The sequence below is a fragment of the Holdemania filiformis DSM 12042 genome, assembly GCF_000157995.1.
GTDB lineage: Bacteria > Bacillota_I > Bacilli_A > Erysipelotrichales > Erysipelotrichaceae > Holdemania > Holdemania filiformis.
In genome coordinates, this window is the sequence record NZ_GG657557.1 from 238,596 (window position 1) to 250,756 (window position 12,161).

The 12,161-nt window shown below is 53.0% G+C and carries 10 protein-coding genes; 2 read left to right on the plus strand and 8 right to left on the minus strand.

Annotation, left to right across the window (positions count from 1 at the left end; genetic code table 11):
• The first annotated feature begins 52 nt into the window (after nucleotides 1-52).
• Nucleotides 53-1,288, plus strand: a complete 1,236-nt coding sequence (locus tag HOLDEFILI_RS10030; RefSeq protein ID WP_006059549.1) for an RtcB family protein — start codon at nucleotides 53-55, stop codon at nucleotides 1,286-1,288.
• Nucleotides 1,289-1,293: 5 nt separating this feature from the next.
• On the plus strand, nucleotides 1,294-1,746 hold the full coding sequence (locus HOLDEFILI_RS10035) for a DIP1984 family protein (RefSeq protein ID WP_039864636.1): 453 nt from the start codon (nucleotides 1,294-1,296) through the stop codon (nucleotides 1,744-1,746).
• A 572-nt stretch (nucleotides 1,747-2,318) separates the two neighbouring features.
• Here the strand turns inward: HOLDEFILI_RS10035 and HOLDEFILI_RS10040 are convergent.
• The 8 genes from HOLDEFILI_RS10040 to HOLDEFILI_RS10075 all read right to left on the minus strand — a co-directional run bounded on the left by HOLDEFILI_RS10040 (nucleotide 2,319) and on the right by HOLDEFILI_RS10075 (nucleotide 12,108).
• Nucleotides 2,319-3,728, minus strand: a complete 1,410-nt coding sequence (locus HOLDEFILI_RS10040; protein WP_006059554.1) for a M24 family metallopeptidase — start codon at nucleotides 3,726-3,728, stop codon at nucleotides 2,319-2,321.
• Between the two features lie 11 nt (nucleotides 3,729-3,739).
• The gene (locus tag HOLDEFILI_RS10045) at nucleotides 3,740-5,197 is read right to left on the minus strand and encodes a M81 family metallopeptidase (RefSeq protein WP_156788905.1); all 1,458 of its coding nucleotides are present in this window, start codon (nucleotides 5,195-5,197) and stop codon (nucleotides 3,740-3,742) included.
• A 150-nt stretch (nucleotides 5,198-5,347) separates the two neighbouring features.
• Nucleotides 5,348-5,803 (minus strand): PTS sugar transporter subunit IIA, encoded by a 456-nt coding sequence (locus tag HOLDEFILI_RS10050; protein ID WP_006059556.1) that lies wholly within the window; start codon nucleotides 5,801-5,803, stop codon nucleotides 5,348-5,350.
• Between the two features lie 273 nt (nucleotides 5,804-6,076).
• Nucleotides 6,077-6,661 carry a hypothetical protein gene (locus HOLDEFILI_RS10055; protein ID WP_006059557.1) on the minus strand — a complete coding sequence of 195 codons (585 nt, stop codon included), beginning with the start codon at nucleotides 6,659-6,661 and terminating at the stop codon, nucleotides 6,077-6,079.
• Nucleotides 6,662-6,694: 33 nt separating this feature from the next.
• The gene (locus HOLDEFILI_RS10060) at nucleotides 6,695-8,137 is read right to left on the minus strand and encodes a M81 family metallopeptidase (protein WP_006059558.1); all 1,443 of its coding nucleotides are present in this window, start codon (nucleotides 8,135-8,137) and stop codon (nucleotides 6,695-6,697) included.
• Nucleotides 8,138-8,171: 34 nt separating this feature from the next.
• Entirely contained in the window at nucleotides 8,172-9,101 is a 930-nt protein-coding gene (locus HOLDEFILI_RS10065; protein WP_006059559.1) for an AEC family transporter, read from the minus strand.
• Between the two features lie 80 nt (nucleotides 9,102-9,181).
• A complete protein-coding gene (locus tag HOLDEFILI_RS10070; RefSeq protein ID WP_006059560.1) occupies nucleotides 9,182-10,645 on the minus strand; it encodes a M81 family metallopeptidase in 1,464 nt (487 codons plus the stop codon).
• A gap of 11 nt (nucleotides 10,646-10,656) precedes the next feature.
• On the minus strand, nucleotides 10,657-12,108 hold the full coding sequence (locus HOLDEFILI_RS10075) for a M81 family metallopeptidase (protein ID WP_006059561.1): 1,452 nt from the start codon (nucleotides 12,106-12,108) through the stop codon (nucleotides 10,657-10,659).
• Between the last annotated feature and the right edge of the window lie 53 nt (nucleotides 12,109-12,161).

Sequence of the window (12,161 nt, forward strand, 5' to 3'; positions counted from 1 at the left end):
TTTTTTTTAACTCCGATTCGGTTTAAGATAGAATCACAAGGAGGACAGAGAAATGAAAACAATCAAAGGAACCTTTAATGAGGCTGTCGTTTATACAGATCAGCTGGAGGCCAAGGCTGAGGAACAAATTGTTAAGATGTGCTGCCTCCCGTTTCTAAAAGATTCGAGAATTCGGGTGATGCCGGACGTCCATGCCGGAGCTGGATGCACGATCGGCACGACGATGACGATCACCGACGCGGTTGTTCCAAACTTTGTCGGCGTCGATATCGGATGCGGCATGGAAGTTGCGAAAATTCAGGAAAAAGAAATTGATTTCGCAGCTCTGGACGCTTTAATCCGGAAAGAGATTCCGTCCGGATTTGAGATCCGGAAAAACGAGCACCCGTTTAATGAAGAAATTGATTTAAACGAATTGAAATGTGTTCGCCAGATTCAGCTTAACCGGGCAAAGCGTTCACTTGGAACCTTAGGCGGAGGGAATCACTTCATTGAAGTGGATCAAGACAGGGAAGGAAATCTCTATTTCGTAATTCATTCTGGTTCCCGAATGCTGGGAAAAGAAGTAGCCGAATATTACCAAAACGAAGCCTTCCTCGCCAATCATCAAGCGTCGCCTGTGAACATCCAGGCTTTGATCGCAAAAATGAAAAAGGAAGGCCGGGAAACTGAAATCCAGACGGTGATCCAAAAACTGAAAAGAAAGCTTCATGGCGAGGAAGTAGAAAAACCATTTGCCTATTGCGAAGGTCCGCTCCTGGATGATTATCTCCATGACATGGAAATCATTCAGAAATTCGCTGAGCTCAACCGCAAAGCCATGATGGACACGTTAATCGAGGGGCTCCACTTAACGATGACAGAATCGTTTACGACGATCCACAATTATATTGATCTTAAGCATCGAATTCTGCGGAAAGGCAGTGTTTCCGCACAAAAAGGCGAAAAACTGATTATTCCGCTCAATATGAAAGACGGCGCTTTAATCTGCATCGGCAAAGGCAATCCTCAATGGAATTATTCTGCCCCGCATGGCGCAGGCAGACTGCTTTCCCGCGGGCAGGCATCCCGCACGCTTACCCTCGAAGAATTCCAGCAAGTCATGGAAGGCATCTATTCGACGTCGGTCTCCGCTGCGACTTTGGATGAATCGCCGATGGCTTACAAACCAAAAGAAGAAATTATCCAAAATATTGCGGAAACTGTGGAAATCGTCAAGTGGATTCAACCTGTTTATAACTTTAAAGCCCAGGAACAAAAACCTGTCTGGAGAAAAAAGAAGGAGTGAAAGAAATGAAATTAGCGAATGCATTAAATGAAAGATCGGAAATACAGGATAGACTATCTGAATTACAAGTCAGATTGAACAATAACGCCAAGGTCCAGGAGGGTGAAACGCCTAATGAAGATCCCAAGGATCTTCTTAATGAATTCGACACGCTCACCGCCCGATTGGAAACTTTGATTTATAAAATCAATATGACGAACAGTTTAGTGGATATTCACGGCATTTCCCTCACTGAATTATTAGCACGGCGTGATGTGTTAAAGCTGAAAATCGGAATGTTAAGAAACTTTTTAAACACCGCCAGCGCGAAACTTGAACGTTATTCGCGCACAGAAATTAAGATTCTAAGCACGGTCAACGTTACCGCAATGCAAAAGGACCTGGATGCTTTAAGCAAGGAACTCAGAGAAACGGACGAAGCTATTCAGGAGGCGAACTGGACTAACGATTTGCGATGATCTTTCAGTGTGTAGTTTTATGGAGTGGATGTCATCTCTGCGATTGAGAATGAATCGCAATCGACGTATGGCGGACACATACAGTGGGTTCAATTCCCACAGTTAAACGTTATGTCCCGCAACGATACAAGCGCATCGCAACAAAGCATACAGACAACCAGACATCAGCTGCAAAACGAGGGTCGGGATGAGGGAAGTAAAGATCATGAGACGAAAAGGAATAACCATCCAAAGATTCAAAATATCTCGCAGATTAAAAGGATAGATACGGACTCCGAAAAAATTGTCCGCAGCCATGAAAAGAAGATACTTTAAAGGCATTGACCTGACTGTATCTTCTTTTTTACGTTTATTCTTTTTTTATCGGTTTGTTAACCATCAAATATTATCAATCCAGCATACAGGCAGGATGTCCCCGCAACAAGACCCCGCCTGGGAATTCAAATGAATTAATCAGCGTTGTGTAATATTTTTTCATCAGCGCTCCTTTCCAATCCCTGCTGAACAAACGCCGGAACCAGAAATACTTCCACAGCGTGGAATTTATCCTCTTCTATGGGCTTAACCCTCACTCAGACGCAAGGCTCGGCTTCCGGGCCAACTGCCAGCGCCATCGTTTTATTTAACAGATACGGACGCAGATACGCCACGGTCCCGCACATTGGCAAAACGTCCTCCGATAAGCCGATTCCCAGCTCTTGGATCAAATAAGCCCGGCGCCGCTGCATCCTCTGCCAGACCTCCGGATATTCCTCCCTGAGCGCTTGTTTCAGCTGTGCATCCGCCAGAACGACCGTGCTTTCCGCGCTGACGCCGCCATAGCCGGGAACTGAAGGAATGATATCGATCTGAAAGATCATGCCGCTGGCCAACGTTTCCTGCGAGCCTTCATACACCGGCGAGGACATCCATTCTTCCTCCGCCGTTAAATGACCCGGACACAAGCTCCAGCCGTACTGCGCCCGCGGCAGGATGGACTCAACCGCCTGGAATAATTCTCCGCCCTTCATCCCGATTCGGATCGTTTCCAGCCAGTGAACATACGCCGCGAAATACGGTTTTGCCACTCGCGTCAGATAATCCCGGCAGGATTCCGGCAATTCATCGCCATCGTGCACCGCATAGCCTGCACGGCTGGACAACCCGCCGCGGTACCCGACAGTCAGCGAAATTGGATCGCCAGCCTTCACCTGGTTGTCTGTCGGAAACATATTTCCCTGGATAAACCGCGGCCCACTGGCTGCGATCGTCACGACGCTGGTGTGCTGTCCCTTGCGCACTAACGCGTCGCCCAGCTCCATCTCCGTTGTTCCGGCATCCAGCTTATTCATTGCCGCCAGAAGGCAATCGGAAGCCAGCGCCGCACCGAATTCATAATGCGCGATTTCATTGGCGTTGTTGGTTGTCCGCACGCCGTTCTCACCGATAAACAGATCCGTTTCATTGCTTAACAAAACCGGGTTTCCCACAACCTGTTCAATCGCCGCTAAGATGAAGGCTGGAATGTCAAACAGCTGGTTGTTCTTCTCCACCGGACTGGTAAACATTTTCCAACCTGCGATCCCCGTTCGCCGGGCCGGCCGGATTCCCGCTTCCGCCAACAATTCCGGCAATGTCTTATCCGAACGGTTCGGCTGATTCGGCAGTGAGAATAACGAAACATGCACAGCGGCGGCCGCAAATCGTGCCTTGGACGCTTTATTCAGATTTTCATTGCCCAGCACCAGCGTCATCGCCCCGTCTTTATCCAAAACAAGCAGACCTTCTTCAAAGCGGGTGAAATAGCCGACGAGATATTCAAAGTTTGCGCCATGCTCGACGTCGCCGTAAAGGATCAGCTGTTCGATTCCGCGCTCGTTCATCTTTTCCAGCACCTTCGCTTTGCGGGCTTCCATCGTGGCCTGTGTTAATACGACCGGCGAGGCCGGGGCGTCCGGTTCAGGCGCTTTTACAATCCGGTATTCAACATTCATGGATTTCATATTCCGCTCCTTTAAATTTGATCGATCGGGAACATCGGCCGCTGGATTCGCTTGAAAGGAATGTGGGCCGTGTCCTGCAGCGTCGCGCCCGCGGTCAGCGACATGACGTAGAACGCCGCTTTTTCTTTTAATTCAGGGAAAATGTACCCCTGTTTCACTACGGTTACGTCATAATCCGTCCAGTCAACGCCGGCTTTTTCAAACTGAATGGCGTTGGCATACGACTGCCGGTGATTCGCAACGATGACGTCAACCGGCGTGCCGACGATATTCACGACGACACAGGCGCCAAACACCTTATGATGGGCGGTCGTGCCCAGGCTGACCAGGCGGATGATCTCGCCTTTGGATTTCACGCAGACTTCCAGTTCAACCCCGGCGGATAACGCATCATAACCGACGCCCAGCGTGATCCGGGTCCGCATTCCCGGCGCTAACGGATCCAGCTGCTTCCAGGCCTCCGGATCACAGATCGAAGCGAACAGGAAGCTTTTCTTCAGCCCTTTGACCGCCAGCACCTGCCGCAGAATAAATGTATTCCACCCCATCGCGCCGGAGGTGGTGTTATCCCCGGAATCGGTGATCACTACCGGCTTGCCTGGATCATCCAGTGCCAGTTTCAGGGCCTCATCCGGCTGAGCGGTTCGCCCGGTATAGTGGAATTCATGCCGGCGATCCCAGACATACGCCGCCAGCTGGTCGGCGATCGTTTCCGCATAGGCTTGATCGGCTTCCGTCGCCGGAACGACGACAATGCCGCAGCCCGCGACGTCGGTATCGTGACGAATATAGCCGACATGCCAGGAACAGCTCAAAATCCGCGGATCCTGTTCCAGCTGATCCATATAGCGGTTGATCGAAGACACCGGCTCATCTGCGGAAACCGACTGTTCTCCGCCCAGAATCAGCGGCAGCTTCCGATATACGGCATGGATATTCTGACGATGGTTGACCAGCTCGCAAATCAGGGCCGCCATCTTCCGCTTCGTCGCGCGTGCGTCAGTATGCGGACTTTCCCGATAGCTGCGGATCACGGTCGCAGCTTCGACATATTCCTGACACAGATTGCCATGCGGATCACAGGCAACGGTGATCGGGATATACGCCCCGACCCGCTCGCGGATTGCTTTTAGAATGTGATGATCGCCTGAGCCCAGGCCCTCGACCTCGCTGGCGCCGTGAAGCATCAGATAAATCCCATCGATCTCGTCCCGGTGTTCTTCCACCGCATTGATAAAACAGGCCTCAATGTAATCGAAGGTATGCCGCTTGATTACGCCGGACGATCCGGAAACGGAGTAAATCGAGGGAATAATCTCAATTCCGGCAGCTTCAAAGATATCGCCGACCTGCATTTTTTCGATCAGCTCGCTGCCGAAAGCGATGTCGTAGGCTGTGATTTCATTCTTGACAGGGACATTGGCGTTGGATTCCGTAATAAACTCTCCGATCAATACTTTTTTCTTCATCCGATTCATCCTTCCTCTTTTCTTTTTGTTTCTTTTCCTTAGCTTAAACGATCACCTTATCGTTCTTCCGCTATGGCTGACGTCCGATTTCGTTTTTTCAAAGCGAACCGGCTGGTTCTTCTCTCTGTTGCCTTCCTCGTTTTTCTCAAGCTACTGGATCGTGAAGATCGGATCCAGCGGATTGAGCTTGCCCGGCCGGGCCATAATCTCAATTTCGCTGTTCAGCGCGATTACGATCACGTCGGTTTCGCAGCCATGCTTCCGCATCAGCTTCCAATCCGCCAGGCATAACAAATCACCCCGGCAGACATGATCGCCGACCTTGACCTTCGTTTCAAACGGCAGACCTTTCAGGGTAACCGTGTCGATGCCGATGTGCAGCAGCAGCTCATGCCCTGCGGTGGTTGTCAGGCCCAATGCGTGTCCGGTTTCAAAGACCATCGTCACTTCCCCGTCGACCGGGCTGACAACTTCCTTTTTCGCAAACAATTCCGGAGGTCTGACGGCAAACCCGTCGCCCAGCGCCCGGCTGGCAAACATCTCATCGTTGAGTTCTTCTAATCGCTTTCCCTTGCCCGCGACAGGGCTTCCAATCGTTTCTGTCATACGCAACCTCCCAAAAATAAAAACCAATTCGCAAACAGCACAAAACTGAATGCAAATTGGTTATGCTTGTTGATTCAACAATAACAGTCCAACTTTGAACTTATTGTAAGCGATCTCATTCAGAATGTCAATCCTTTGAGAACCGGCGGTTTCACTTCCTCTTTCTCTTTTTTTCACAGTTTCTATCCTCTTTTATGAGGAAGGAATTTTCCAGATCAGCCGAGGATTTTCCGATCCGTTTTTCGGATTGGATGCTGGCTTAGTTCGGCCGGATTAGGCCTGATCTGTTTTCCAGCGGATAATCAAAGCGATCGCATGGATCAGCGCAAACAGTCCCACGCCGCTCATCAAAATCAGATTCGTCGTCAACTCCGCCGGAGTCGGCGCACCTGTCATCGTCACGATGCCCAGCACCAGGACGAAGACCAGACTCAGCGCGATCAGACCGCAAAAGGTCGCAACCGAGTATTTCCGCGAAAGCGTGATGAAATAGTTCTCTTTTTTCGGCCGGTGAAACGGTTCTACCGTCGCAAGCTGATTCAGAAAGCGCGCGGAGAAATAGCCGGTCCAGACCAGATACACCGCCAGCCCTGTGAAGAACCCGTCGAAAACGTTCATCCCCAGCAGCACCGTCGCCGCCAGGCCGATAAAGATGGAAATCATCGTCCGCTGGGTGTAGCGGTAAAATTCATGGATCTGACTTTTCGGGATCAGATAGCCGCGCCGGGAAAACAGCGGGGCATAAACGATCCGGTGCAGTTCGTCATGATAGATGAACATCCCGTTAATATCGGGATATTCCGCCTGTGTTTTCCTCGTTTTCGTTCGGATTTTCGTTTTCATTCGTGCCTTCGTCATGGTGGCTTCCTCGCTTTCCTTCTTGGTCTGAACTTACATTTCGTCGATCGGATACATCGGCCGCTGAATCAGTTTAAATGGAATATGCCGGGTATCCTGCGGCGTCGCGCCATCAGTCAGCGACATCACATAGCCCTGTGCTCCCTGCTTGAAATCCGGGAAAATATAACCTTGTTTCAGAACGGTGATCGCGTAATCCTTCCAGTCGATACCAAAATCCTCAAATAAATTTTCATTCGTGACGCGGGCGGTCTGATCCGCGACGATCACGTCGATCGGGGTATTCTCAATATGCGCCAGAATGCCTTCGCCGCGCGTCCCGATGACCACCTCGCCATGCGCGATCGTGATCGCCGCCCGGCTTCGGGTTTTCAGCGTCAGCGTGACCGGAGCGGACAGGTCGTCATAGCCTGTGCCCAGGGACAGCGTGACAACCGTCCCCAGCCCCGCCTCAGCCAGCTGCTTAAACGCCTGCGGATCACAGATGGAGGCGAAAAAAACCGTTTTCTTCAAATCCGGAACAGCTAAGAACTGGCGCATCACAAACGTGTTCCAGCCCGTCGCTCCGGAGGTGGTGTTGTCGCCGGAATCGGTGATCACAAACGGCTTGCCCGTAAACGTCAGCGCCATTTCCAGCGCTTGGTCCGGCTGGGCTGTCACCCCGGTATAATGAAATTCATGCCGCCGCTGCCAGATGTAGGCCGCCAGCTGATCGGCAATCGTTTCCGCGTAGGCCTGATCCGCACCGGTCTGCGGAACGACGACAATGCCGCAGCCGGCTTCCGGACAGTCATGGCGCAGATACCCGACATGCCAGGACACGCTGCGGATTCGCGGATCCTGTTCCAGCTCATCCATATAGCGATTGATCGAGAGCACCGGCTCATCCGCCGAGACTGACTGTTCGCCGCCTAAAATCAACGGCAGCTTGCGGTAAACGGCATGGATCGGCTGCCGGTTCTGAAGCAGATCGCAAAGCATCTTTGCCACCAAGCGGCGCGTCGGCATTGCGTCGGTATGCGGACTCTCGCGGTAGCTGCGCAGAATCTGCAGCGAATGAACATAGGTTTCCGTCAGATTCCCGTGCGGATCACAGGACACCACGATCGGCAGATACGGTCCGATCAGCCGGCGGATTTCCTGGACAATGTGATGATCACCGCTGCCGATTTCCTCCACCCAGCTCGCTCCGTGCAGATGCAGATAAATCCCGTCAATCTCATGGAGATGCTCGCGCACGCTCTGTAAAAGCATCGATTCGATCAACAAAAACGTTTCCTTATCGACGACGCTGGCGGCGTTGGCGTTGGCATACACGCCCGGAATGATCTCGAACCCTTTGTTTTCAAACACTTCGCGGATCTCCATGACGTCGATACACGCTTCACCGACAGCCAGATCGTACTGTTGAATTAAAGTCTTGAAGGGAGCCTTGGCGTTGGACTCCGTTGTAAAACTGCTGACCAGAACTTTCATCCCTGTTCCTCCTTTTTCATTTTTCCATCCCCGATCAAAATGCCAGCTCGATCAGCTTCATCAACAGGACCAGCGTCACCGTGGACAACAGCGTCGAAATCAGTACGACTGCCGAGGCGAACGTTTCGTCGCCGCGGTACTTCTTCGCGAAGCTGGCACAGGAGCTGCCCACCGGCATGCCCATTAACAGCGTGATCACGGCCGTCGTCTGAAAATCCAGCCGCAGCGCCAGACAAACACCCAGCGCGGCCAGCGGAATTACAAGCAGACGAATCAGCGTAATCTGTGCGACATTTTTGATCATTGGCGCGGTCAGCTTCACGCGCTGGGCGAGCAGACTGCCGACCAGAATCAGCGAAAACGGCGCAAGACAGCCGCCGATCTTCTGCAGCGCCGTCAAAATCGGCGCGGGCAGCGACAGGTTGAAATAAATCATCACGAGTCCCAGCGCCATGACGTCGATGATTTTATTGGTCGCCACCGAGCGCAGGACAGCCTGCGATGTCCGTTTCAGTGAAGGATTAAAAATACTCTCGCCCGCGCTGAACGCCAGGATCCGGGTCGGGATCATAAAGACGTTGCAGCACATCACCCCGACAGCGCCGAACAGCGATTCGATTACCGGCGTGCCGATCAGGCCGCCGTTGCTGACAAGATAGCCGTAATGAGCTACGCAGGCCTGTCCCGGCGTAAACCGCCGCGATCCTCCTGTCTTGCTGGCAAGGCTCAAAAACACTTCCAGTCCGATCGCCAGAATCAAAATCGTACCCAGCGAAAGCAACAGATCCATCGACATCCCGCTTAAAAAAGATGTAAACACGCTGGCGGGAAGCAGGACGTTGATCGTCAGATTTGAGATAAACAGCTGCGCGTGCTCGTCGATCAGGCCGGTCTTCGATAACAGGAAACCGACGATAAGATACGTCACAATCGTGAGCTGCGTATTGATTAAAATCGTTGTCATAATCCCCCTTGCTTTCCAACATTCACCCGCTGCGTCCCCCGACGGCCAGACAGGCAGATCTCCGGTGAATACCGCGTTCTTTAATCCATGTCGTCGAGCGGAAACATCGGCCGCCGCACAAGCTTAAACGGAATATGCCGGGTATCCTGCGGCGTCGCACCGTCAGTCAGCGACATCACATACCCCTGCGCCGCAGCCTTGAGTTCCGGGAAAATATATCCCTGCTTGACAACCACGATATCGTATTGCGTCCAGTCCGCGATCCCCGCGTGTTCATACTGAACCGTTTTGAAATAGCTGAGCTTGTGGTTGGCGATGATGATGTCGATCGGATGGTTCCTCAGCCGCACCAGCACACAGTCGCCGGCTTTCGCCGCAATCCCATCTTCGCCCGGGGCAAACGACAGCGTCCGCACGACCTGGCCTTTTGCGATCAGCTCGACGTCCAGCGTCACCGCCTGCGACAAGGCATCCGCATTCATTCCCAACGGGATTGTCTTCCGTGTTCCCACCGCCTGATTGAATAACGCCCGGACACCGTTCGGATCGACAATCGAGGCAAACAGCACACGTTTATCCAAGGATTCAACGTTCAAAAACTGACGCAGCACAAACGTATTCCAGCCGGTCGCTCCGGAGGTGGTGTTGTCGCCGGAATCGGTGATCACAAACGGTTTGCCCGCAAACGCCAGCGCCATTTCCAGCGCTTGATCCGGCGGAGCTGTCACCCCGGTATAATGAAATTCATGCCGGCGCTGCCAGACAAACTGCGCCAGTTTTCCGCAGGCTTGTTCGGCATACGCCTGATCCGCCGCTGTCCGCGGCACAACGACCACGCCGCAGCCGGCTTCCGGACAATCGTGGCGCAGGTAGCCGACATGCCAAGAAGCGCTCATGATCCGCGAATCCTGCTCCAATTCGTCCATATAGGCGTTGATCGAACGCATCGGCTCATCCGCCGAAACGCTATGTTCCCCACCCAGGATCAGCGGCAGCTTGCGGTAAGCCGGATGAAGGGTCTGGCGCTCGCGCACCAGCGTGCATAAGAGCGTCAATGTTTTCTGCCAGGTGGCGATCATGTCGGTGTGCGGCGATTGGCGGTAGCTGCGCAGAATCTGCATGGAATCGACATAGTCCTGATTCAGGTTGCCATGCGGATCACAGGACACCGCGATCGGCAGATACGGGCCGGTCAGTCTGCGGACTTCCTTCAGGATGTGGAAATCGCCGCTGCCGATCCCTTCGACATAGCTGGCGCCGTGCAGATGCAGATAAATCCCGTCGATCTCACTGAGATGCTTCCTGACGGCGCTCAACAAACTGTTTTCGATCGCCTGAAACGCGGCAGCTTCGATGATTCCGTTCGGCGAGGATTTCGCGTACACCGACGGAATCATCTCGGCGCCTTCCCGTGCCAGCGTTTCCTTCAGCTGCATCCGCTGGGCGATCGCTTCGCCGAAAACGAGATCATAGTTGGATAAATCCGTCATGCAGGGGATATGCTCATTCACTTCAGTTGCGAAAAAACCAATTAAGATTTTCATAAAAGACCTCCTTACAGCGCGTCGATCGGAAACATCGGCCGTTGAATCAATTTGAATGGAATATGCCGGGTATCCTGCGGCGTCGCCCCGTCCGTCAGCGCCATCACATAGCCTTGGGCCGCAGCTTTAAGTTCCGGGAAGATGTAGCCCTGCTTGACGACAGTGACCGCAAAGCGGGTCCAGTCGGCAAGCCCGGCCTGTTCAAATTGAACCGCGTGGCAATACGCCTGGCGATGATCGGTGACGATCACCGTAACGGGACGATCCGTCAGTTTCAGGCTGACGCAGCGGCCCATGACCGTAAATTCAGCCTGCCCCAGCGCCGCGACGCGAATCACATCGCCCTGGGCTTTGACCTCAGCGGTGAAGGAAACAGGCGCAGAGAGTTCGTCCGCCCCCATCCCCAACTGCACCTGTACAATTTCGCCCACGGCCTTTTTCTGCAGCGCGGCGCATGTTTCCGGGTCGCAGATTCCGGCAAACAGCACGCTTTTTTCCAATTTTGGAAGGCTCAGAACCTGCCGCAGTAGAAATGTGTTCCAACCGGTCGCTCCGGAGGTCGTGTTGTCGCCGGAGTCGGTGATCACAAACGGACCGCCTTCAAAATCCAGCGCCATGCGCAAAGCGGCGTCCGGCTCCGCGGTCAAGCCGGTGTAATGGAATTCATGACGGCGCTGCCAGACGTATTCCGCCAGCTGATCAGCGATCGTTTCCGCATATTCCTGATCGGCTTCCGTCTGCGGAACGACGACCACGCCGCACCCCGCTTCCGGACAGTCATGGCGCAGATAACCAACATGCCAGGATGCGCTGCGGATCCGCGGATCCTGTTCCAGCTCGTCCAGATATCGGTTAATCGAGCGCACTGGCTCATCCGCGGACACCGACTGCTCGCCGCCTAAAATCAACGGCAGCTTGCGGTAAGCAGGATGGATAGGCTGCCGGTCATGAAGAAGCTCGCATAACATCGAGGCCACCCGGCGGTAAGTCTGTACCATGTCGGTGTGCGGCGACTCGCGGAAGCTGCGCAGAATCTGCAGCGAATGCACATAGGCTTCCGTCAGATTGCCATGCGGATCACAGGATACCGCGATTGGCAGATACGGCCCGGTCAGCTCGCGGATTTTCTGAATGATGTGAAAATCACCGCTGCCCAGCTCCTCGACATAGCTGGCTCCATGCAGCCACAGATAGAGACCGTCGATTTCATGAAGATGCTTTTTTACCGCGTCCAGAAACAGATTTTCAATCGTCAGAAACGTTTCCTTTTCAATCACGCCGGAAGGACCGCCGCCGGCATAAACCGCCGGAATGATCTCGATGCCGGCCTGTTCAAATATGTCCCGCACCTTCATCCGTTCAATCACCTCGTCACCGAAAGCCAGTTCATAATTTGACAGGTTGTTTTTCATCGGTATATGTGCGTTGGCTTCCGTCGTAAAATGCCCGATCAAGACTTTCATAATTCACCTCATGTCTTCTAATTTAAGAGTCCCGCCGGATCTTCCTGTTAATA

What these genes read in the sequence shown, in the direction of transcription:
- HOLDEFILI_RS10040 (WP_006059554.1), bottom strand. Translation starts at nt 3,728, where the DNA reads ATGAAATCCATGAATGTTGAATACCGGATTGTAAAAGCGCCTGAACCG.
- HOLDEFILI_RS10050 (WP_006059556.1), bottom strand. Translation starts at nt 5,803, where the DNA reads ATGACAGAAACGATTGGAAGCCCTGTCGCGGGCAAGGGAAAGCGATTA.
- HOLDEFILI_RS10070 (WP_006059560.1), bottom strand. Translation starts at nt 10,645, where the DNA reads ATGAAAATCTTAATTGGTTTTTTCGCAACTGAAGTGAATGAGCATATC.
- HOLDEFILI_RS10075 (WP_006059561.1), bottom strand. Translation starts at nt 12,108, where the DNA reads ATGAAAGTCTTGATCGGGCATTTTACGACGGAAGCCAACGCACATATA.
- HOLDEFILI_RS10060 (WP_006059558.1), bottom strand. Translation starts at nt 8,137, where the DNA reads ATGAAAGTTCTGGTCAGCAGTTTTACAACGGAGTCCAACGCCAAGGCT.
- HOLDEFILI_RS10035 (WP_039864636.1), top strand. Translation starts at nt 1,294, where the DNA reads ATGAAATTAGCGAATGCATTAAATGAAAGATCGGAAATACAGGATAGA.
- HOLDEFILI_RS10045 (WP_156788905.1), bottom strand. Translation starts at nt 5,197, where the DNA reads ATGAAGAAAAAAGTATTGATCGGAGAGTTTATTACGGAATCCAACGCC.
- HOLDEFILI_RS10065 (WP_006059559.1), bottom strand. Translation starts at nt 9,101, where the DNA reads ATGACAACGATTTTAATCAATACGCAGCTCACGATTGTGACGTATCTT.
- HOLDEFILI_RS10055 (WP_006059557.1), bottom strand. Translation starts at nt 6,661, where the DNA reads ATGACGAAGGCACGAATGAAAACGAAAATCCGAACGAAAACGAGGAAA.
- HOLDEFILI_RS10030 (WP_006059549.1), top strand. Translation starts at nt 53, where the DNA reads ATGAAAACAATCAAAGGAACCTTTAATGAGGCTGTCGTTTATACAGAT.